At 67.0% G+C, this 19,249-nt stretch carries 23 protein-coding genes; 12 read left to right on the top strand and 11 right to left on the bottom strand.

What is annotated here, in order from left to right; translation table 11 throughout:
- Positions 1-6 precede the first annotated feature (6 nt).
- Positions 7-507: a TrmO family methyltransferase gene (locus OG509_RS32995; protein ID WP_388276146.1), complete on the top strand. Its 501-nt coding sequence runs from the start codon at positions 7-9 to the stop codon at positions 505-507.
- 49 nt (positions 508-556) lie between these two features.
- Here the strand turns inward: OG509_RS32995 and OG509_RS33000 are convergent, their stop codons facing one another.
- The 3 genes from OG509_RS33000 to OG509_RS33010 all read right to left on the bottom strand — a co-directional run bounded on the left by OG509_RS33000 (position 557) and on the right by OG509_RS33010 (position 2,755).
- Positions 557-1,147 (bottom strand): DUF6624 domain-containing protein, encoded by a 591-nt coding sequence (locus OG509_RS33000; RefSeq protein ID WP_406186270.1) that lies wholly within the window; start codon positions 1,145-1,147, stop codon positions 557-559.
- Positions 1,148-1,388: 241 nt separating this feature from the next.
- Positions 1,389-1,901 carry a hypothetical protein gene (locus tag OG509_RS33005; RefSeq protein WP_406186271.1) on the bottom strand — a complete coding sequence of 171 codons (513 nt, stop codon included), beginning with the start codon at positions 1,899-1,901 and terminating at the stop codon, positions 1,389-1,391.
- Positions 1,898-2,755: a TauD/TfdA family dioxygenase gene (locus OG509_RS33010; protein WP_406186272.1), complete on the bottom strand. Its 858-nt coding sequence runs from the start codon at positions 2,753-2,755 to the stop codon at positions 1,898-1,900. The genes OG509_RS33005 and OG509_RS33010 overlap by 4 nt, the downstream gene beginning before the upstream one ends.
- 170 nt (positions 2,756-2,925) lie before the next feature.
- Between OG509_RS33010 and OG509_RS33015 the strand changes: the two genes are divergently transcribed.
- Both OG509_RS33015 and OG509_RS33020 read left to right on the top strand, forming a co-directional pair.
- The gene (locus OG509_RS33015) at positions 2,926-3,366 is read left to right on the top strand and encodes an NUDIX domain-containing protein (RefSeq protein ID WP_406186273.1); all 441 of its coding nucleotides are present in this window, start codon (positions 2,926-2,928) and stop codon (positions 3,364-3,366) included.
- 6 nt (positions 3,367-3,372) lie between these two features.
- Positions 3,373-4,551, top strand: coding sequence for a helix-turn-helix domain-containing protein (locus tag OG509_RS33020; protein WP_406186274.1), 1,179 nt, complete (start codon positions 3,373-3,375; stop codon positions 4,549-4,551).
- Positions 4,552-4,661: 110 nt separating this feature from the next.
- Here OG509_RS33020 and OG509_RS33025 read toward each other — a convergent pair whose 3' ends face one another.
- The 3 genes from OG509_RS33025 to OG509_RS33035 all read right to left on the bottom strand — a co-directional run bounded on the left by OG509_RS33025 (position 4,662) and on the right by OG509_RS33035 (position 7,611).
- Positions 4,662-5,282: a hypothetical protein gene (locus OG509_RS33025; RefSeq protein ID WP_406186275.1), complete on the bottom strand. Its 621-nt coding sequence runs from the start codon at positions 5,280-5,282 to the stop codon at positions 4,662-4,664.
- Between the two features lie 138 nt (positions 5,283-5,420).
- Positions 5,421-6,665 (bottom strand): helix-turn-helix domain-containing protein, encoded by a 1,245-nt coding sequence (locus OG509_RS33030; RefSeq protein WP_406186276.1) that lies wholly within the window; start codon positions 6,663-6,665, stop codon positions 5,421-5,423.
- Between the two features lie 502 nt (positions 6,666-7,167).
- On the bottom strand, positions 7,168-7,611 hold the full coding sequence (locus OG509_RS33035) for a PPC domain-containing DNA-binding protein (protein ID WP_406186277.1): 444 nt from the start codon (positions 7,609-7,611) through the stop codon (positions 7,168-7,170).
- Here OG509_RS33035 and OG509_RS33040 point away from each other — a divergent pair.
- On the top strand, positions 7,610-7,963 hold the full coding sequence (locus OG509_RS33040; protein WP_406186278.1) for a hypothetical protein: 354 nt from the start codon (positions 7,610-7,612) through the stop codon (positions 7,961-7,963). The two genes, OG509_RS33035 and OG509_RS33040, sit on opposite strands and share 2 nt — an antisense overlap.
- A gap of 258 nt (positions 7,964-8,221) precedes the next feature.
- Entirely contained in the window at positions 8,222-8,638 is a 417-nt protein-coding gene (locus OG509_RS33045) for an NUDIX domain-containing protein (RefSeq protein WP_373917386.1), read from the top strand.
- 408 nt (positions 8,639-9,046) lie between these two features.
- Here OG509_RS33045 and OG509_RS33050 read toward each other — a convergent pair whose 3' ends face one another.
- Entirely contained in the window at positions 9,047-9,511 is a 465-nt protein-coding gene (locus OG509_RS33050) for an NUDIX domain-containing protein (RefSeq protein ID WP_406186279.1), read from the bottom strand.
- A gap of 139 nt (positions 9,512-9,650) precedes the next feature.
- Entirely contained in the window at positions 9,651-10,103 is a 453-nt protein-coding gene (locus OG509_RS33055; RefSeq protein WP_406186280.1) for a hypothetical protein, read from the bottom strand.
- Between the two features lie 71 nt (positions 10,104-10,174).
- On the opposite strand from OG509_RS33055, the gene OG509_RS33060 reads away from it, so the two are divergent.
- From OG509_RS33060 to OG509_RS33070, 3 genes are all read left to right on the top strand, one after another.
- On the top strand, positions 10,175-10,564 hold the full coding sequence (locus OG509_RS33060) for a hypothetical protein (RefSeq protein WP_406186281.1): 390 nt from the start codon (positions 10,175-10,177) through the stop codon (positions 10,562-10,564).
- 171 nt (positions 10,565-10,735) lie between these two features.
- On the top strand, positions 10,736-11,467 hold the full coding sequence (locus OG509_RS33065; RefSeq protein WP_406186282.1) for an HAD family hydrolase: 732 nt from the start codon (positions 10,736-10,738) through the stop codon (positions 11,465-11,467).
- 142 nt (positions 11,468-11,609) lie between these two features.
- Positions 11,610-12,119 carry a GNAT family N-acetyltransferase gene (locus OG509_RS33070; protein ID WP_406186283.1) on the top strand — a complete coding sequence of 170 codons (510 nt, stop codon included), beginning with the start codon at positions 11,610-11,612 and terminating at the stop codon, positions 12,117-12,119.
- A gap of 59 nt (positions 12,120-12,178) precedes the next feature.
- Here OG509_RS33070 and OG509_RS33075 read toward each other — a convergent pair whose 3' ends face one another.
- Together OG509_RS33075 and OG509_RS33080 are read right to left on the bottom strand one after the other, a co-directional pair.
- Positions 12,179-12,658, bottom strand: a complete 480-nt coding sequence (locus tag OG509_RS33075; protein WP_373918022.1) for an NUDIX domain-containing protein — start codon at positions 12,656-12,658, stop codon at positions 12,179-12,181.
- Positions 12,659-12,695: 37 nt separating this feature from the next.
- The gene (locus tag OG509_RS33080) at positions 12,696-13,589 is read right to left on the bottom strand and encodes a hypothetical protein (RefSeq protein WP_406186284.1); all 894 of its coding nucleotides are present in this window, start codon (positions 13,587-13,589) and stop codon (positions 12,696-12,698) included.
- Positions 13,590-14,076: 487 nt separating this feature from the next.
- Here OG509_RS33080 and aspS point away from each other — a divergent pair, with 487 nt between their 5' ends.
- Complete coding sequence (gene aspS, locus OG509_RS33085) at positions 14,077-15,393, top strand: aspartate--tRNA(Asn) ligase (protein ID WP_406186285.1); 1,317 nt, start codon at positions 14,077-14,079, stop codon at positions 15,391-15,393.
- A gap of 120 nt (positions 15,394-15,513) precedes the next feature.
- On the opposite strand, the gene OG509_RS33090 is transcribed toward aspS, so the two are convergent.
- Complete coding sequence (locus OG509_RS33090) at positions 15,514-15,981, bottom strand: NUDIX hydrolase (RefSeq protein ID WP_373918025.1); 468 nt, start codon at positions 15,979-15,981, stop codon at positions 15,514-15,516.
- A gap of 365 nt (positions 15,982-16,346) precedes the next feature.
- Between OG509_RS33090 and OG509_RS33095 the strand changes: the two genes are divergently transcribed.
- The 3 genes from OG509_RS33095 (at position 16,347) to OG509_RS33105 (ending at position 19,248) form a co-directional block, all read left to right on the top strand.
- The gene (locus tag OG509_RS33095; protein WP_406186286.1) at positions 16,347-17,333 is read left to right on the top strand and encodes a phosphotransferase family protein; all 987 of its coding nucleotides are present in this window, start codon (positions 16,347-16,349) and stop codon (positions 17,331-17,333) included.
- A gap of 1 nt (position 17,334) precedes the next feature.
- Positions 17,335-18,039 (top strand): nucleotidyltransferase domain-containing protein, encoded by a 705-nt coding sequence (locus tag OG509_RS33100; RefSeq protein WP_406186287.1) that lies wholly within the window; start codon positions 17,335-17,337, stop codon positions 18,037-18,039.
- A 156-nt stretch (positions 18,040-18,195) separates the two neighbouring features.
- The gene (locus OG509_RS33105; protein WP_406186288.1) at positions 18,196-19,248 is read left to right on the top strand and encodes a hypothetical protein; all 1,053 of its coding nucleotides are present in this window, start codon (positions 18,196-18,198) and stop codon (positions 19,246-19,248) included.
- The last annotated feature ends 1 nt before the right edge of the window (position 19,249 follow it).

The following is a 19,249-nucleotide window of genomic DNA, read 5'->3' on the forward strand; positions in this document are numbered from 1 at the left end:
GCGGGCATGCTCGAGTCCGAGACGTTTCAGTTGAAGTCCATCGCCACGGTGATCGACGGTCATCTCGACGTGGCTGACGACTACCAGGGGGCGGTGGAGTCGATCATCCGGCTCCACGACGAATACCCCGTGGAGACCCTCCAGGGCCTCGAGGAGTTCTCCCACGTACAGGTCGTGTGGAAAATGCACGAGGCCAAGCCGGAGGACGTCGAGCTGCACGCCCGCAGCCCCAGGGGCAATCCGCGGTGGCCAGCGACGGGAACCTTCGTGCACCGCAACCACCGCCGGCCGAACCAGGTGGGGATCTCCCACCCGAAGCTGGTGCGAGTGGAGGGACTCGACGTGGTCGTCACGGGCCTCGACGCAGTGCACGGCACGCCTGTGCTCGACCTCTCCCCCTGGTTCCCGCAGATGGGCCCCCAGGGTGAGGTGCGCGTGCCGGCCTGGGTCGACGAGATGCTCACCACGTACTGGGCGCCGGCGGAAGGGCGGCCTGCGAAGCAGTAGCAGGAGTTCAGTTGGGGCGGCGTGGCACAACCGGACCGGGAGCATCAGCTCAGCCCTCCGCCGATGCGCGGCGCCCGCTGGTGGGTGTCGCCTCGCCGCGCAGACGCGCCCTGTACGACTCCAGCACTTCCCCGAGCGGAGCCAGGCCCACCGCCATCCGACGCTCGTCCACGTCGTGGCTGCTGGCGACCGGATACGGGCGGACGGTGATCGGATTGATCTGGGTGCCGAACTGCTGGGGCAGGCTCCAGGCGACCGCGACCCTATCGGCGATGAACGCGAACTGGGCCGCAGGGCATGCCCGGTCGGCCACAACTGCCTCGATCAGGTTCCTGCAACGGGTCTGGAACGCGAGGTTCTCGCAGACCAGGAGGAGTTGCAGACAGTACGCCGAGGGCTCCTGGCCGACCATGGGCACGGTGGGCCATCCATGGTTGGCGACGATGTCCTCGAGCTCACGGGCGTGCCGGAGCTGGAGCCGACGCAGTGCCGCCCGCCGGTTCCCGGCCGGCAGGAGGGCGATCGCGTGCTGTAGAGCAGACTTCTCGGCAGCGGCCATCTCCATCAGCCGCTGCTGCAGGGGCTCGTTCAGGCGCGCCAGATCCGGTTTCTCTGTCGGGGCCGGCGTAGTGGGGGTCATCGGGCGTCCCCAGCGAGGTCACGCATCTTCGAAGGGGCATGGGCACGCGGTCGCGCGTGGCCGAGGCCTGGCGGGCTATCCGAAGGGGTACCGGGAATCGCCCGCGTGAGACTGTCGGCAGGCGGCGGGGTGGGTCCCTGGGCATGAGCAGAGCGGGCACGGCGGGCAGAAGAAGTCGAAGGACGGGACATGGCTCTCCGTAGGTGGCTTGGTCGGCGGCGGACGCATAGATGCGTCTTGGTCAGGGCGACGAGCCGCCGAACAGCCGCAGGGCGGCGCGAAGGCAGGGTTCGATCTCGGTCCCGGCAGGAAGAGCAGACGGCTCCTCGGCCCGGGCGCTCCATGGAGGCGTGTCCCACCGCCTGCGAGGCGAGGGCGGCAGGACGAGTCGTCCACCGGGGCCGGAGTCGACCGAGACGCCCGCCATCGCGGTGAGCGCTTCACCGCTTCCGGCCCGGACGAGGAAGACGGCCTGGTCATGTCCGTCAGTCAGGCAGGGCACCAGGTCGAGGTCCTGGCGGCCGAGCAGCACCAGCATGTCCACACCGACCGGGTACGACACGGTGACGGCGTCGAAGGCGGAGCACGTGGTGCTCAACTCCGCGCCGGTGTTGCCCCGCAGTTCGGCCGTGGCTCGCTCCGCGGAGACCAACGTGGCGTCGACGATCAGGGGCCAGCCCAGTACTCGTTCGTACGCCGCGATGACGGCGCCCGTGTCACGCGTCTTCGGAGGCCACTGTGTCACCGCGCTCACCGGACTTCCCAGCCTTCGGCGGAGGCCGCGCCGGGTCCGGAGTTTCCGCATGCTCCTTGTGGCCCCGAAGTGGCGCCCGCCCGGTTCTCCGTCGCCACGCTGCCGAGGGAGAAGCCGTTGTGGAGCGGGAACGAGGGCGTGCCCAGAGCGCGTACGCAAAGACGGGGTCCTAGGAACGCGGCACGGGCATGGAGGTAGCGCTCATTGTCGATGACGTAGCCCTGTCCGGGCTGCAAGGCGAAGGCATTCTCGTTGGCCGCGATGGCCTTGCGGAGGGCCGGTAGGAAGCGGCTAACGAGCGGACTGAACTGGCCGAGCTCGTCCTGTCGGAACCGGATGGAGATCCGGCCACCGCCATGCGGTGTGAGGATCCTGGACGGATGTCCGCCGCCGTCTCCGTAGAAGGCGGTGCCGCGGAGGCTCATGGCCTCTATCGCCGCCGGGACGGTCGCGGCCAAGTCCTCAAGGGCGGCGCGCCCGTCGGTCAGGAGCACCTCACCGCCCGACGCCGCCGGCCGCAGGCAGACCAGGAGCATGAGCCGCGGCGGCCTCGGGACGCTGGAGCGCTCCGTGTGGGCGTTCAGCTCGCCGCTGCCCAGCCCGGCGAGACCCGGCTGCCGCGAGGCCAGTCCGATGTTCTGGATCGTGGTGAGGCCGTCTGGGTCGCTGTCGGGGTGCGGCATCAACGTCATGATCCGCTGGGTAAAGTCGAGAACGGCCTGCCGGGAGGTGAGCCCGTCCAGCATGACGACACCGCGGGCAGCTACCTGCCTGGCGATCACGCGGTCGGCTCCCTCTGCCTGCTGATCGACGTAGTGGGACCCGAACCTTGCCGTACGTGCACGCGTCAGCATTGATGCGCTCCTCTGCGAATGGCCACGATCCGACCAGGGTCCGAACACCTAGGCATCGCCGTAAAGCGACAGACTGTCGACTCGGACATTCCGGGCAGCTGCTCCGGTGATCGGCGACCGCCTGCTACGTTCCGAAGTGCCGGTCCACCCACCACATCCAGGGAAGCCTCATGCCAAACCAACCGTCGTTGTGGCCGGTCTCGGTCAAGGCCGTCGCTCTCGACCACCAAGGACGAGTTGTCCTGGTGTACAACGAGCGCAATGAGTGGGAACTGCCCGGCGGCCGACTGGAGATCGGTCCCCCCACCGGCTCGAACCCCGCGGATCGCGGCCCTGAAGAGACGGTGGAGCGGGAGCTGAAGGAGGAGACCGGCTGGATCGTCAAGGCCGGAACACTTCTCGACACCTGGGTCTACGAGCCGGTCCCCGGCCGCCGCGTCCTGATCATCACTTACGACTGCACGGTCCTCACCCCGGAGGCCGCCCCGATCGTGAGCGACGAGCACTCCCGGATCGGCCTCTTCGCCGAGCGCGAGGTAGCCGGCCTGACCATGCCGGACGGGTACAAGCGGTCCATCGCCGCCGTGTACGCGGCGCGGGCCGCGAAGTAGACAGCGATGACGCAACCCGGCGCCGACAGCGCCACCGTGCGCCCGTCGGCCCGGCACGCCGCCTGGCACTGGGCTACTCCCGAAGCCCAGGATGTTCTCGCCACCCGCGACCTCGCTCCCATCCTTCGCTTCCACCGTCGCGTGCATGGCCAGAGCCAAACGGAGACCGGCGAGCTCATCGGCTACGACAAGACGTACGTCTCCGCAATCGAACTCGGCAAGCGCCGGCTCACCGATGTGACTGCCCTGCGGCACATCGCCGACCAGCTCGCCCTGCCACCGCATGTCCTGGGCGTCACGGATCCCGCGGACACCGACTTCCGTGCACTCATCCAGTTCGGTCTCTCCACAGTGCGTCTCGCCGAGATCGCGCGACAGGCAGGACATGCCTCGGAGGCGGTCGCCGAACTCTGGCCGCTCGTGGCCCGACTGGAAGCCCGCGCCCGAGACGGACACACCGAGCGCGAAGCCCTCCGCCTCTTGGCCGCCGCGCGGCTCGGTCTCGGCACAGCGCTCGGAAACGTCCTCCCCGAGGAGCGCCTCGCCACCGCCGCGCACTGGACCGGCAAGAGTCTCGACGTCGTGGCCTTCTTCAACGAGCCTGCCCTGACCACTACCGCGCTGCGTATGCACGGTAATGAATTGCGGAAGGCAGGACTCGTCGGAGCCGCGGTCAACCGGCTCGTCCGAGCAGCGTCCCTCGCCCCCAACCCCACGAGCCGCGCGGCCGTCCTCCCGCTCCTCGCCCGGGCTGCCGGCGTCCTCGGCAACGCCCCCCTCTTCGACCGTGCAGTCCAGGAGACGAAGGCGTTGCTCGATGAAGTCGACCACACAAGTCTCGTTAACCCCGTGGCCCTGTACGAGATCGAGCTTCGCGGTCTGATCGGCACCGGCCGCACCCGCGCAGCCGTACTGCGTGCCGAACAAGCAGCGCCCGCCGCGACCACCACCGTCGCACCCCAGTGGCGCGTCATCGAGCTCATCACGACCGGGCGCGTCCGGCTTCTCGCCGGTGACACAAAGGGTGCCGCCGAACTGCTCGTCGCGGCGGTGCATGAGGCTCGAGCCCAACGGCTCCCCCACCAGCTCCAGCGAGTATTGCGTGCTGCCGGAGAGACCCTGCCCGCCGCCAAGGATGCCGCCAGCCAGGCTTTGACCCGGCTCCGCACCGAGATGGCCGCGTAACTTCTCCTCCACGGCCTGCACCTCCGGACCCTTTCTGCTTTGGAACCGCCTGCGACCGACGCGGAAAAGGGGCAAAGCGCAGATCAGGCGTGGCCCGCTGCGGGCGGCCATCAGTCCTGCTCCTGCTTGGCAGTGTCCGCGGCCCGGGATCGCCCGACGACCTCACGCCAGTAGGGGAGGAGTCTCTGGGCAGGAGGAAGGGGGACATTGAGTTCAGGAGGGGTGTCCCACCGGACACCGTGCGAAGGCGGGAGGGCGATCCAGGCTTCGCTGCCGGACCGGACGACAGCGGCAGGCCCCGCCAGGAGGCTTCCCGTCTTCGGAGCGGTCAGCAGTGTCGCAACGAACGGGTCCATGGTGAGACAGGGCACATGGATTCCGCCTGCATCCAGCGCCATCATCAGACCGAGGCCAAGGTGGTGCGGAACGCTCACGGCATCGAAGGCTGTGCACGCAGCGATAATCCCGGCGCCGGGGACGTTCTCGAAGGCGGGACGCACCGCGCCCAGTTCGAGTCCGTCTACGGTCGAGGCGGCGGGGTGCGCACCGGGAACGTCACACGAGAATTTGTCGCAGGTGCAGCCGGCGCGCTTGCGAAAGCGGTGCCCCGGTGCGACAGACCATCGGAGTTCGCGGACGTAGACGATGGCGCACTCGACGGTGTCCCGGCCGTGCAAGGCATGGGCGAACTCACCACCAGTGGTACTCGACTCGTCGCCTTGTGTGACCATGGCATGAGGGTGGTCCCCCGACGGGAAGGCGGCCCCCAGAATTCCTGGGAGCCGCCAACTGGCATATGCCAAAGCCGCATGGGGCGTACTGGCAGTCTCGCGCCGACGGCCGGAGAGCCTCCGCCGAAGGATCCGCGCTCAGAAGGCCAGCGTCATGTTCCGCACAAGCCCTGACAGCGCCGCAGCTTGGGTTGGTACACCCTTTCGAACCATCTCGTGTACGAGAGCGCGGGCCATGGGGTGGGCGTAGACGTAGTGCGGCGCCCGCGTTGCTGCCTGACGCAGCGTCGCAACCGCGGCCGGTGTCCTGCCCATCTGGTGCAACGCCCGTGCCTCGTCAATCCGGAAGTGGGTGATGCGCTCCCGGGACGGCACCCCTGACAGGTTCGCATCCTTGACGAACGCGAGGCCCTTGGCCGGTTCGTCGACCTCCACGCCGACCTCCGCAGCGTGAACCTGCACGTTGGCACGGCCAAATACGGTCTGGAATTCGAGGTCCGCGAAGTTCTCCGGAAGCCTCCCGGCGATCTCGAGTGCTCGTTTCCCGTGAGCCCAGGCGTCGTCAGCGCGTCCCGATCTTGCGCACGCGACTGCGGTCCGCAGAACCAGCGCTCCTTGAAGGGCGAGCGCGCCTTGCCCACCAGCCTCGGCTAGGGGGTCGAGGTCGTCCAGGGCCGCCTTGGCGATGGCTTCCGTCTCTCGGGTGTCCCCCTGGTGGAGCATCGCTCCGCACCTGTCCCAAGCGACGGCTGCCTTCGCAATCGGATCGCCGAGCTGTGTTGCGGCTCCAGCCGCTACCTCGGCGGCCACCCATGCTAGATCCGGGTAGCCGAGCTGATTGAGGGTCTGGCGCGCATTGCGGGCTGCGTCGACGAGCAGGCGCAGGGCGAGCTCCCGCTGCGGCCCCCGGTCGTGGAGAAGAATGGTCGCGCTCAGGTCCTCGAGAAGCCCTGGCAGAACCGCGGCAGCACTGGGTAGCGAGGCCCCCTGCCGGGCGCGGTTGGCCGCCATGGCCTGGGACTGCATACGGTCGAACTCGGTGCTCACAACCGACGGAACCAGCCCCGGGTGTCCAGACAGGATGAGCCCGGCTCGGCGCAGGACCGTTCGCAGGGGGCGGATGTAGCTGTGCGCGGCGGCTCCGTCCTCACCTCGAAGTCGGTACGGCTGGCCGAGGAGCCAAACGACATCGACTTCGCATACATCAGCGATCGCGGAGATGACCGAGTACCGGTCGAGGCCCAGCCGCCCCGCTTCAAGGTCTTCAATCCAGCTCTGGGACCGGCTCACGAGGCCGGCAAGTTCCGGTTGCGTCAGTCCCGCGGCGATCCGCGCCACACGGACGCGCTGACCGATGTGCTCTTGAGCCTGGTCATGCATCATGGACTCCGTTCTGAACTTCGACATTCAGGACGGTACCCGCGCCGCAGGGCGCCGGGTAGCGCGAGGGCCCCGCAGCCGCACAGCTGGGGGGCCTTCTGTTTGGACTCTCAAGGCAGTTGCCAGAACTTCTGGGGGTGATGAGCCCCTGGTGTCTCACTTCGGTGCGTTCGCTCGGTCCGGAGGTTCCGGCCCCTGGCACCCTTGTGCCGTGGATTTCGGCGCACGGGCCGAAATCGGGATGGGGCGGTCTGGTCATGTCCGGGGCCGCCGGATGGTTCAGGACTGGTCGCGGTACCAGGTGAGGAACTGCTCGGCGTGGGCCTGGTCGAGGAGACCGTCAGTCCGCCGTCGCAGTCCTGGTCCTGGAGGACCCCGGTGCCCGGGCCGTCCTGCGTGGTGGAGCCGGGCCAGCGGGCGATCAGGGCATGCAGGATCTCGGTGGCCTGTCCTTCGGTGGCAAGTTTGAGGAAGACGGTCAGTTCCTCGTCGTCGATGCCCAGCCTCAGTGACCTGTGCCGAAGCCGAGAAGCGGTACGTCGTACAGTTCCGCGGCCCGACGGCGCGTCAGCCCGGGACTGTTCTCGCTTCCGAGTACCTCGACGATGGGGATTTCGCAGATGAACTGCACGGTTGCGCCGAGTAGGTGAGAGACCCGTCCATCGGCGGAGTCCCCCTTGAGGCCGGCGGCGACGTGAATGTGGGGAGCCAGGCAGTCCTGTTCGGTGTCCCAGGCCAGGGTTCCACCCCCGAGCGCTTCGAGGGTCTCTACGGTGATCTCCTCCCAGAGGGGGGCTTCGGGGTTGGCCAGTGGTTTGCAGGATCCGACCAGCCGGGCTGAGCTGAAGCCTCCGACGAAGGCCGGGATGAAGCCCGCGCGGATGCCCTGCTCCGAGCAGAATGCGGTGAGGCTGGTGAAGAAGTCTTCTCCGTGGTCGAGCGCGAGCATGAAGGTTCTGCCGGTGTCGATTCTGGTGGAGCGCATGCTGTGTTCGATCCTTCTCTGGTCGTGGGGATCAGTGGCGGTCGCTGAAAGCCCTCGCGATCTCGGCGCGCGAAGAGCCCGCGGCGAGGTGGGCACCGAGAAGCAGGCGGGCTTTGTACGAATCGAGCGTGCCATAGGTGCTGCTCAGGACAGGCCCAGTTCCGATGCGGGAGGAGAGGACGACCGGCATGGTCTCGGCCAGTGCCTGAAGGCGGGCGCACTAGGTCTGCGGCACGTGGCCAGCGCCGAACGCGGTGATCACCAGCCCGTCGATCCGTCCGTCGAGGCCTTCGAGGAGGAGGCCGTCGTTGCCTAGCGTGGCGGTGACGAGCTCCATGCGGGGGAGGGAACCGGACGGGTGGGGCACCGCGGAGGCTGGTGCGAGCGAGTTTCGTACATGTGGTGTTCCCTCCACCACGCGGGCGGAATTCCTTGGGTAGGAACGGCGACCATCCGGCGACCCGAGTGCCCAGTCCACCGGCGGCGATCACCACTGCCGTGGTCGGTTGCGCGTTCACCGATGTGCTCCCCGGACGGTGTCGTCAGGCGATAGCGTCAGCGGGTGCATACACGCGTGACGGGCATCGTCATCGAGGACGGCCAGATCCTGCTGCTGGACCAGGACACCGACGGCGATCGGTCGTGGAGCCTGCCCGGGGGCAAGGTCGAGCCTGGCGAGACCCTGGAAGAGGCCTTGAAGCGGGAGATGCTGGAGGAGACCGGCGCCGAGGTTGAAGTCGGCCGTCTGCTGTACGTCTGCGACCACACAGCCGCTCATGTCGTTCACATCACCTTCGAGGCACGCCGGGTCGGCGGGCAGATCGGGGCCGTCACGGAGGGCGCGGATACGCGTCCGATCCGGCAGGTCGAGTTCGTGAAGCTCGCTGAGCTGCCCGGCCTGGGGTTCAGCGCGAGGTTCATGACGCTGTGCCAGGACGGTTTTCCTGGGGCCGGCACGTACATGGGTCCCAAGGCGGCCATCGGGCTATGAGCCGCTGGTCAGCAAGGTGACCAGGAGGCGGTCCAGCTCGCCCAGGTGGCGGGCGGGGCCGTCGAGGTCGGCGACCCAGCGATTGAGCCGGTGTGCGATCTCCCAGGCGCCGAGTGCGGTGTACGCGGGGGTGTCGGGTTCGCGGACGAAGCGGACGCCGACGTGTGCGCTGACGATCCGCGGTGGCTAGGCCGGTCAGGTATGCGCCGCCGGACTCCACCGCGCTCAGGGCCTCCTCGTCGACGAACGGGGCAGGTGAGGCCGTTGTTGGGCGGGCGGCGGCCGGGGCTGCGGACAGCCAGGACAGCGAGGTGGCTGTCTCGGTGAGGAATCAGCGGCGGTTCATGCGAGACATCGGAGTCCTCACGACGGGAAGACGGGACGGACGCTGAGCAGGAGTACCGACGATCAGCAGGTGCGGATCTGTGTGCCGAGCACCGCCATGATGGCCTCGACGTTGCCAGCCGCGAACTCGCCGAGCTGCGGAGGCATCAGCGCGATCTGCCGGATTGCGTCCCCGGTGAACGGGATCCGTACGACCTCGTAGCGGCCGCGCTCCGGTCTGGCGAACTCGGTGCCTGTTCGCTCGTCGATGTTCATGTGCTCCAGGCGCGCGGCGAAGATGTGCTGCACCCCCACGCCGCCCTCCAGGGGGTCGGTGATGAGGTGGACCAGCTCCGCCTTGGCCAGCGTCCCGCCGAGCTCCTCGAAGACCTCCCGGTGCAGGGCGTCCTCGATGCTCGCGTCCTCCTCCTCGACCCCGCCGCCGACCGTCACCCAGTACGGGTCTTGGCCAGGCTTGGTCCGCTTGATCAGGACGAGTTCCTCGCCATCCAGCAGGATGGCCCTGGCACTGCGTTTGATGACGTGCATCCCGTGACTCCTCTTTCGATCGCTGGGCTGTTGCCGTCGCTGCTCTCCAGCGGCCCCTCCATCTGGAGTGGGGGGCCTCTGGCCGGGTGCCGGTCGCGCGGGCAAGCGGTGGGTGTCGGCGGCGAGGGCACTGCCAGGTTCAGGCTGTCAGTTCCCGGAGGCCGCAGGTGGCGGGGACGAGATCGTGCCCGATGTACCACTCGGTCGAGAGGATCTTGTCCCGTACATGGGCCGGGAGTCCCGACTGCTTGTCCGAGTGGGACGCGGAGCTTCGAACGGACAACCGGCCGCTGCCCACCCTGACGCTTCGCATCAGACTGGCGGCCTTGCGCAGCCGCTGTTTGTGGCCGGGCTGCTGGGGCAGGTAGGGGAAGAGGTGGCGCAGGTGGGCACGGGCATGGCGGAGCCGTTTGGCCTCGGAGGTGAAGCCGAGTATGGCCTGCATCGTGGCGAGGGTGACCAGTTCGGCATCGCTCAGGCGGGGCGTATTGCCGACCGGCGGGCGCCACGGCGCCAGCCCGGGATGCTCCTTCAGGATGTCGTCGGTCGTCGCATAGAGTGCTGTCGCGAGGGTGTCCACGTCGTTCGTCACAAAACGATCTTGGACACCCTCGTTCTCGTCTCCGCAGGCAACCCCTTGGACCACACCACCAGGAGGAACCAGTGTCATACCCGCAACTGCTCACCCCCGAGGAGAAGCTCGCCGACGCGAAGAAGCAGCTGAGCCTCCCGCGTATCGTCGTGATCTGCGGCTCCACCCGCTTCATGACCGAGATGACCGAGGCCGATCTGCGGGAGACCAAAGCCGGAAAGATTGTCGTCAAACCGGGGTGTGACATGAAGTCGCCGCACGAACTTGGGTCCGATCCTGTCGAGGCCGAGGCGCTGAAGGTTCGACTCGACGATCTGCACCGAGCGAAGATCCGGCTCGCTGATGAGGTGCTCGTAGTCGGCGACTACATCGGAGACAGCACCCGAGCCGAAATCGACTACGCCCGGTCGCTGGGCAAGCCCGTGCGGTTCACGCACCCCGAAGTCGACCCTGACGCCTGACCGCCCGCTGCCACCTCGACAACCAGGGCCGGCAGCCCGCCGCCTGACCGTCTCGCGGTGGCTTCGGCCGCCGCGCACCCCACACCCTCCGCAGGCATCCCTTGGAAACAGCGATCGGCGCGGTCGAGCGAAACGACCGTGCCACTCTCGTGACGGTGCAAGGAGCTGAACGTGACCGAGGCTCAGCAGGTGCTCGTGCTGTGGGACATCGACCGCACGTTGCTGTATGTCGGGGACATCGACCGGCAGGTCTACCGCGAGACCTTCGCCGAGGTCGTCGGCCGCCCCGCGGAACACCTCCCGGCCCGCGGCACCGGCGTCACCATGCCGCTGGCGATCCGATCGCTCCTTGTCGATAACGGAGTGCCGGAAGGCGAGGTCGACGGTCTGCTGCCGCGCATGGTGGATCTCCTGCCGGTCCACCTCGCAGCACATGCGGAGGATCTGCGCGCACAGGGCGTCCTCATGCCAGGAGCCGCCGCCGCGCTGCGAGCGGTACACGATCACCCCGGCTTGATTCCGACCGCCGTGACCGGGAACCTCAAGCCGAACGCCGTGCTCAAGCTCGCAGCCTTCGACATCGACGGCCTCCTCGACACCGAGATCGGCGGATTCGCCTCCGACGACCCCCACCGCCCGGCGCTCGTCGCTATCGCCCAGAAGCGCGCCCAGGCCAAGTACGGAACAGTCTTCACTCGCTCGAACACAGTGATCATCGGTGACTCCCTGGAGGACGTCCGAACTGGCCTCGAAGGCGGCGTCCCTGTTATCGGCATCGCATCAGGTAAGACCACGGCACCCGAGCTGAACTCGGCCGGGGCCGATCTCGTACTCGCCTCCCTCAAGGATGTCGCACGGGTTCTGGAGGCAATCTCCACGCTGACGGCTGCGAGCGCGAGCTAGCTGGCGAAGCTCTGCGACCCGCGGGAGGAGTTGAGTCTTCGTCGCTGTAAGCCCATCGTGACGAGGTGGGATGGTTCGCCGCAAATTCCGGACGGTCGTGCAAAGGGTCACTTATGGTATCGAGATGGTGTCCGTACGGGTCATGAAGGAAGCCGACATTGCGGCTGTCTCGGCAATACGTGTGGCCGGTTGGAAGGCAGCGTACGCCGGCATTGTGCCTCAGCCCTACTTGGACGGGATGACGGTCGAGAAGGATGCCGAGCGGTGCCGGAGATGTTTTGCACGGTCGGGCGGGCAGGTGATGGATCTTGTAGCGGTTGATGATCATTCAGAAGTTTTGGGGTGGGCTTGCCTCGGGCCCTACCGCGGCACGGAGGCGGACCATGCTCTGGGTGAGCTCTATGCCCTCTACGTCCAGCCTTCACTCATCGGGACAGGGGTTGGCCGCACGCTGCTCAACGCTGTGAATACCCATGCTGTGGCTCGTGGTTTCGGCACGTTGCTCTTGTGGGTCTTTCGCAACAACTTTCAGGCGCGGCGCTTCTATGAACTGGCGGGCTACTCCGCTGATGGTGCCGTTCAAGTCGACGAATACGACGGAGTATTGCTGTCCGAAGTCCGCTACCGGCGCACGGTGCCGGACGTGATCTGAGCTAAGCGCTTTTGGGTGGACGGATTAGGTCGGGCAGGACGCGCTGGCCATCGGGGTGCTCAGGCGACGTCGCCGAGGTAGCCGGTCGCATACTCCGCGCCGGCGAGTGAGGTGATCGGCCGCCGCAGGGCATGGGGAAGCAGGTTGAGGTGGGGCACCTTTTCCAACTCGATCCAGTCCAGGCCGGTTTGCAAGTCGTCCTCGGCGTGTCCGCCAAGCTTGCTGGGGTCACCGGAGGGGATGCAGTGGAAGATCGCTTCGATGCGGTGGGTGCTGGCTTCGGTGTCGGCGTGTTTGTGGTTGGCGCCGATGTATTCGCGCAGCCACAACATCCGGACCACGGTGACGGTCAGACCGGTCTCCTCGTGGACTTCGCGGCGCACGGTGGCATCGAGGGCTTCACCGGGGAGCTGGCCTCCGCCGGGCAGGAAGTAGCACTCCTGCCCCTCCCAGTTGGCCCGCTGGAGCAGCACACGGCCGGCGTGGAGGACGACAGCTTTGGCAGCGGTGCGGATGATCGGGGTGACAGGCCCGGGCACGAAAGCTCCAACTGTTACTGGTGGTGGGCGGGAAGTGTCAGCGTTCAGTCTTGCTGAAACCGTGGTGCCGTCTGGTGGCCTGAAGCTCCGCTACAAGCCTCGCCGCTTCCCCGCGGGCGGGGTTCAGGAGGGGGTCATCCACGTACGCGTGGGGGCCCGCGATCTTCGCGCAGAAGAACAGCGCCATTAGCTTGCCATCCCGGCTCTCCAGGTCCCGACGTCGTTCGTGGACTACCCGCTCGGACAGGGCCGGGACGGCAAGCGCATTGCCCCACAGGGTCGCGGAATCCAGCCCTCGAGGAGCCATCCCCCAGTCCTCCCAGTCGATCACGCAGAACTCGGGCCCCATCACGTTCGCCCACGTCAGGTCCGCGTGTGCCGGCACCCAGTCGCTCACGGTCGTGTCGGTGACCTCAGGGAAGACGGCACTGATCGTCGAGGTGACCACGTCCTGCGTGATCATCACGGTGTCGGGCGTGGCAATGCGGGGAGTACGGTGCGCGGCGAGGGCATCGAGCGAGGCGTTCAACGACACCCACCACGAATCCTGCAAACTGGGGTCGTCGAGCACCATGGCGCCCTTCCCAACGGGCGCGGCTGTGATCAGCTCCAGCTCGTCAGCGCGCCACATCACCGGCTGGTCCCGCTCACGCCAGGCAAACCCCCGATACCACTGCGGCATGATCACGTCCCGCAGGACCGCCGCGGCCTCGATGCCGTTCCAACCCTGCTCGCCGATCCTGTCGAACCCACGACGCTCGATCCGCACCCAGGTACCGTGATCGGTCTGTCCCCCGATTGAGCGGCGCTTACGCACCACCGTGTTCCGCTCCAGCCGCACCCCCAAGGCCTGGTCCACACGTTCGAGCACATCGTCAATCGGCTGAACTCTCAGATCCACATCAGCCGCAGTGGGCAGAGACGATGCCATGAGACCTCCTTGAGGGCGAACGCGACGGTAGCAAGAAATTCCGTACCGTCACCTCGCACTGCCACCCGCACCGGAGTCCAAGCAAGAGGTTGGCGCCGGCCAGCTCGGCCGCGATGTGCTGCGCGTCGTACCTGGCCTCGGCGGGGGCGTCCTTCGGCCACGTCGTGCGCCATTGCCGTGATTGCGTTGCGGGAGACTTGCGGGGTCCCTATTCTCGTGGGCAACGCGTCGACGGAGACGAGTAGCCACGGATCACGCGAGCAGAGAGAGCCGCCAGCAGCTGTGAAGGCGGACTCGCACCCGTAGTGAAGACCCTCCCGAGCGCGGGGAGGAACGGCCCCCGGACCCAATGCCCCGCCGGTTTGCCCCCGTCATCGGGCTGAACGAGGCCGCCGCTGTCTGGCGGTGGCAAAGGCGTGGTGGCACCGCGAGTACCCTTCTCGCCCACGCTTCCAAGGGATCATGACGACGCCCCTGGAGGGCTACGATGATCCACACCACTAGCCGCGTACTGGCGTCTGACCTACGCGCGCACCTCGACCAGACCGTCACCGTCTCCGGCTGGGTGAACGCGCTCCGGCTGCAACGCAAGATGCAGTTCGTCATCCTGCGGGACCACTCCGGCATGGTCCAGGTGACCCACAAGCGCGACCGCGGCCCGCTCGAAGCCGTCCTCGAATCGCTTACCCCCGAGTCCGCCGTCCGGATCACCGGCCGCGTCGTGGACGCGGCTCAGGTGAAGCTGGGCGGCCTGGAGCTTGTCCCCGAAACGGTCGAGGTTCTGAACCTGGCGGAGACGCCCCTGCCGATCGACGAGAACACCGGACACGAGCATCGGCTCGACTGGCGGTTCCTCGACGTACGCAAGCGGGCCACCGCGCAGATGGTGTTCGCCGCGCAGACGACGCTGGAGCAGGGGCTGCGCGAGTATGCCATGCGGAACGGCTGTACGGAGATGCACACGCCGAAGCTGATGGGCACCGCGTCGGAGTCCGGCGCGGAGGTGTTCAAGCTCGGGTACTTCGACAGGTCGGCCTACCTCGCGCAGTCGCCGCAGTTCTACAAGCAGATGGCCGTGGCCGCCGGCATCGACAGGGTCTTCGAGATCGGCCCCGTCTTCCGCGCCGAGCCGTCGTTCACCTCCCGGCACGCGACCGAGTTCACCGGCGTGGACGTCGAGCTGTCGTGGATCGACGACGTCGAAGACGTGATGGCTTTCGAGGAGCGGATGCTCGCCCACGCCATCGCGAAGGTCGCCGAGGTCCACGGTGAGGCGATCCGGGAGGTCTTCGGCGTCGAGGTCGTCGTGCCGGAGGCTCCGTTCCCCAGGATCACGATGGCCGAGGCGCAGGAGATCCTGCGGGCCGGCGGGTGGGACCCTGAGGGGCTCAAGGAGGACCTGGACCCCGAAGGTGAGCGGGCCATCGCCGCCCACATGAAGGAGCTCACGGGCCACGAGTTCGTGTTCATCACGCACTACCCGGCCAGCATCCGGCCCTTCTACCACATGCGTCCGGCGGACCGGCCGGACCTGACGCTCAGCTTCGACCTGCTCTGGAAGGGCCTGGAGATCACCACCGGGGCCCAGCGTGAGCACCGCTCCGACGTGCTGCTCAAGCAGGCGGAGGAGAAGAGCATGGACACCGAGCCGATGCAGGACTACATGAACATCTTCCGGTTCGGGTGCCCGCCCCACGGCGGCCTCGGCGCCGGCCTGGGCCGGATCCTGATGGTCATGCTCAGCCTGGACTCGATCCGCGAGGCAGCCTTCCTGTTCCGCGGGCCGAACCGCCTCACTCCCTGAGGTCGATTCCGTATCTGCTCTGCGCCACCGCCGAGACGGCGGGCGGTGGCGCAGCATTCATCCGTCGGGCGGCGGCGGAGATTTTTGCCGCTGTGGAGCGTGTGGAGGCGGCGCTTGCGGTTAGCCGAGGTAGGGGTACGTGCCGGCGAGGTAGTCGCCGATCTGCTGACGCATGCTGGGGTGGATGTCGTGCTGGTCCAACTCGGCGGGCTGGATGAAGCGGACGCCATCGGCCTCATCGTTGATGGTGGGCTCTCCGCCCACGGGGCGGCCGATGTAGGTGTTCTCGTACTGCTGGCGGATCTCGCCGTCGGTGTAGGCCACGATGTGGTGGGGGTTGGTGTAGACCCCGAGGAAGCCGGTGACCTCGGCGGCGATGCCGGTCTCCTCAAGGCATTCGCGTACCGCGCACTGGACAGCCGTCTCGCCGATGTCCTGGGCACCGCCGGGCAGAGCCCATTGGCCGGTGTCGCGGCGGCGCTGGAGGAGGATAGCGCCGCTGTCGTCGACGACGAGCAGATTGCTCGCGGGGATGAGGGTGTTCGCCTTCGGTGCAGCGGGGTCGTTGTAGTACTCAGTCCTGCCCATGTGCGGCGGTCCCCTCCTGGTCGGGAGTCCGGGCCGCACGGCGGCCCAGACGGCTTCGAAGCCTCGAGCGTAGTTCTCGAACCACCCTGTGCTGTCATCCCTTTTGAGGTGGAGGAAAGGGTTGGCGCTGGCCGGCTGGCCCCAGACGTGCGCGGGTTGATCAGCATGTTGTCGGCGTAGCGGAACATGGAGGTGTAGTGCGTGGTGTTGTGCAGCCGCACCTCGGATCCCGGGTTGGGGAGCATAGCGGGCGGTACTAGGTGAGGGAGGCGCGGATCTGGTGGCGGGCGTCGCCGATGCCTTGGAAACATTGCCCAGTCAAATCTCGTTGGCGGAGCGCCGCGAGATTGCTGCACTCTGACGGGATGCTGGCCACAATGACTCCACGCCCGCACTACGCTTCCACCGCCGTTCGGCCTGGATGGCAGGATCTTCCCGAGCCTGTCCGCCTTCTGATCAGTCGGCGGTTCAGCGGCCGAGTATCGGCTGGACCGAGCTCAGGCAGCGGGTTCACCCGCGGCTTTGCCGCAGTGATCTGCTCGGATGACGATGCTCAGTTCGTAAAGGCCGTCAACAGTGCCAATTCCATGCACATCGCGGACTGCTACCGGCGCGAGGCGCTGATCAACACGGTGCTGCCCGCCGATGTGCCCGCTCCCCGTCTGCGATGGCATGAGGAGCAGGACGGATGGGTTGTCCTGGGTTTCGACGCCGTGGGTGGAGGCCGTATGCCCAGCGAACCCTGGAAATCGGAGGAGCTGTCGGCCGCATTGGATGCATGGGCCACGGCAGCAGAGGCGCTCGCTCATCCGTCTGCCCAGCTTCTGGAAACCGGACTTAAACCAGTGGGCGATGGAGGAGACTTCGACGATTGGCGCGCCCTCGTCGGAGGCGCGACTGAGCACCGTCTACTGCCGACCTGGACGCCATTCCATCTCTTGGATCAACTTGCTGACCTGGAGGCTGGATGGCGCGAGGCCACCGCGGGCACCGCGGTTCTGCACCATGACCTCCGGCAGGACAACGTCCTCCTCGACACCAATGGAGCAGCCTGGATCTGCGATTGGAACTGGCCCTGTCTGGGTGCAAGTTGGTTCGATCTCGTGCTGCTTCTGGCCACTGCATTCGCTGATGGGTACGACGCATCGGCGCTCTTCGCCCGCCATGCCACGGCCCAGGGTGTTGAAGGAGAGCAGCTGGATGCCGCCTTGGCTGCGCTCTCCGGCTTCTTCCTTGTTTCCGGCGCCCAGCCACCTCATGCGTTCGGATCTCCGTTCCTCCGACAGCACCAAACCTGGAGCGGCGAGGTCGTTCTGCGGTGGCTTGCCGAGCGAAAGAAATGGGCGATTTGACATGGATCCAGTTGCAGCAGCGCGCGCCGTTGTAGAGGAACGTCATCCTGCCGCCCGGGCGGCATTTCTGGGGGGCGGCATCCTGTCGGAACGACGCACGGCCTTCTCCGACCTCGACATCGTCGTGCTTCTACACGGAAGCCCGGCCCCGTACCGTGAAAGCTTCCGGTTTCGCGACTGGCCCGTGGAGATGTTCGTCCACACGGAGGACACCTGGCACGCATTCGTAGAGCGTGAGATACGGCGACGGCGGAGCCCGCTGCTGTGGATGTGTGCGGACGGCCTGTTGCTTTTCGATGCAGATGGGCTCGGTGTGCGTCTCGGCGCTGAAGCCCGGAAGCTGGCCATCGCGGGTCCGCCCGCTGTTAGAGCCGAGGAGCTTGAGGACTGGCGCTATGCGATCACGGACCTCCTGGACGATCTCGCTGGGAGTACAGATCAGGCGGAGACGCTGTTCATCGCAGCAGAACTCGCCAAGAGAGTCGGCGAACTGGCGCTGAATGCGAGTGGATCATGGTGCGGTGGTGGGAAATGGCTAGCACGTCGCATGGATGCCGCAGCCCCAGGACTTGCCGCCAGCTTGCACGACGCCGTCCGTGAGGCACTGGGCGGGAACAACGAGCCTCTCGTCGGTGTGACGGACGAGGTGTTGGCTCAGGTCGGCGGGCGGCTGTGGGCCGGATACCGACGAGGTGGCACACCGTGAATGATTTCGACCAGACGGGTCGAAGTCTGACCCGTCTGGGCCCTGGGCCTCTTCGACTGGGATGACTGGGCAACGCTCCAGCGCATGACCCGGTTTCGCCAGCGGTGAGATCATCACTGATGAGTATGGCGTGATCGTGTTGCGGAGGGGGAGAGCGTGGCCAAGGATTCGGCGTTGCGGGGGTATCTGCTGGAGGAGTCGCTGGCCTGGCTGTTGAGGTTCTCCGGCTACCGACTCCTGGTACACGAGGACCAGGATCCCGTGGAGCTCGTGAGCCAGGGTGACACGCTTCGGGTCCGGGGGCGGGGCGCACTGCATCAGGTGGACGCGCTGGGCGAGTTCGCGTTCACGCCGGCGTTCTCGATGCCCGTGCGGCTCTTTCTTGAGGCGAAGTTCTACAAGGACCGGGTCGGGCTGGAGATCGTGCGGAACGCGCACGGCGTCGTGCATGACGTGAACGAGAACTTCATGACGCATGCCGGGAGGCGGCCGCGGCAGCGCTACCAGTATTCGTACGCCTTGTTCTCGGCGAACGGGTTCACTGCGGAGGCGCAGAAGTACGCGCTCGCCCATCAGCTCTCGTTGGTGGATCTCTCCGGTGCGTCGTTCGCCTGGCTGCTGGGGGCCATCGGTACGACGGCGTGGACGTTGGACAAGGCTCAGAAGCACCTGGGGCCGTCCGATCCTTTTCCCATGACGTGGCTACGCACCGAGGTGCGGAAGGCGCTGGGTACCGCACCGGCCCATCTGCTGCCCGCGGTGTCGATCGCCGAGGGGAAGTTCAAGCAGGAGGCCGCCGCGGCCATTGCGAGCTTCGTTATGGCTCTGCAGCAACGCAGTGATGCTGAGCTGTTGCTCGGGTTTCCGGCGGCCCCGTTCATCCTGCCGCTGGCCGCTGACGATCACCATGCGTTCGTGGCGTATGCGGATGCCCAGCCTGATCATGCGGTGCGGATCCGGCGGAGGGGTAGCGGTGGCTCGGCGGAGTGGACGCTGTCGCCGTTGGGCGCGGAGAACGCGTATCAGCTGGCGTTCAAGCTGCCGGAGCATGTGGAGGACTGGATCAGCGACATCGCCGGGAAGGAGCGGGGCCGCACGCTGGAGGTGAAGGAGCAGTTCCTGTCGGCGATAACGATCTATCGGATGAGCGGCGGTGGAGTGCGCGCCTATCAGCTGCGCTATGAGGCGAGTTCCTTGTCGCGTGCCTGAG

The organism is Streptomyces sp. NBC_01006 (assembly GCF_045162725.1).
Lineage (GTDB): Bacteria > Actinomycetota > Actinomycetes > Streptomycetales > Streptomycetaceae > Streptomyces.

Excerpts from the sequence above, each read along its gene's own strand:
- OG509_RS32995 (WP_388276146.1), top strand. The coding sequence starts at position 7 with ATGCTCGAGTCCGAGACGTTTCAGTTGAAGTCCATCGCCACGGTGATC.
- OG509_RS33000 (WP_406186270.1), bottom strand. The coding sequence starts at position 1,147 with ATGACCCCCACTACGCCGGCCCCGACAGAGAAACCGGATCTGGCGCGC.
- OG509_RS33010 (WP_406186272.1), bottom strand. The coding sequence starts at position 2,755 with ATGCTGACGCGTGCACGTACGGCAAGGTTCGGGTCCCACTACGTCGAT.
- OG509_RS33015 (WP_406186273.1), top strand. The coding sequence starts at position 2,926 with ATGCCAAACCAACCGTCGTTGTGGCCGGTCTCGGTCAAGGCCGTCGCT.
- OG509_RS33020 (WP_406186274.1), top strand. The coding sequence starts at position 3,373 with ATGACGCAACCCGGCGCCGACAGCGCCACCGTGCGCCCGTCGGCCCGG.
- OG509_RS33025 (WP_406186275.1), bottom strand. The coding sequence starts at position 5,282 with ATGGTCACACAAGGCGACGAGTCGAGTACCACTGGTGGTGAGTTCGCC.
- OG509_RS33030 (WP_406186276.1), bottom strand. The coding sequence starts at position 6,665 with ATGATGCATGACCAGGCTCAAGAGCACATCGGTCAGCGCGTCCGTGTG.
- OG509_RS33040 (WP_406186278.1), top strand. The coding sequence starts at position 7,610 with ATGAAGGTTCTGCCGGTGTCGATTCTGGTGGAGCGCATGCTGTGTTCG.
- OG509_RS33035 (WP_406186277.1), bottom strand. The coding sequence starts at position 7,611 with ATGCTCGCGCTCGACCACGGAGAAGACTTCTTCACCAGCCTCACCGCA.
- OG509_RS33050 (WP_406186279.1), bottom strand. The coding sequence starts at position 9,511 with ATGCACGTCATCAAACGCAGTGCCAGGGCCATCCTGCTGGATGGCGAG.
- OG509_RS33070 (WP_406186283.1), top strand. The coding sequence starts at position 11,610 with ATGAAGGAAGCCGACATTGCGGCTGTCTCGGCAATACGTGTGGCCGGT.
- OG509_RS33080 (WP_406186284.1), bottom strand. The coding sequence starts at position 13,589 with ATGGCATCGTCTCTGCCCACTGCGGCTGATGTGGATCTGAGAGTTCAG.
- aspS (WP_406186285.1), top strand. The coding sequence starts at position 14,077 with ATGATCCACACCACTAGCCGCGTACTGGCGTCTGACCTACGCGCGCAC.
- OG509_RS33090 (WP_373918025.1), bottom strand. The coding sequence starts at position 15,981 with ATGGGCAGGACTGAGTACTACAACGACCCCGCTGCACCGAAGGCGAAC.
- OG509_RS33095 (WP_406186286.1), top strand. The coding sequence starts at position 16,347 with ATGCTGGCCACAATGACTCCACGCCCGCACTACGCTTCCACCGCCGTT.
- OG509_RS33100 (WP_406186287.1), top strand. The coding sequence starts at position 17,335 with ATGGATCCAGTTGCAGCAGCGCGCGCCGTTGTAGAGGAACGTCATCCT.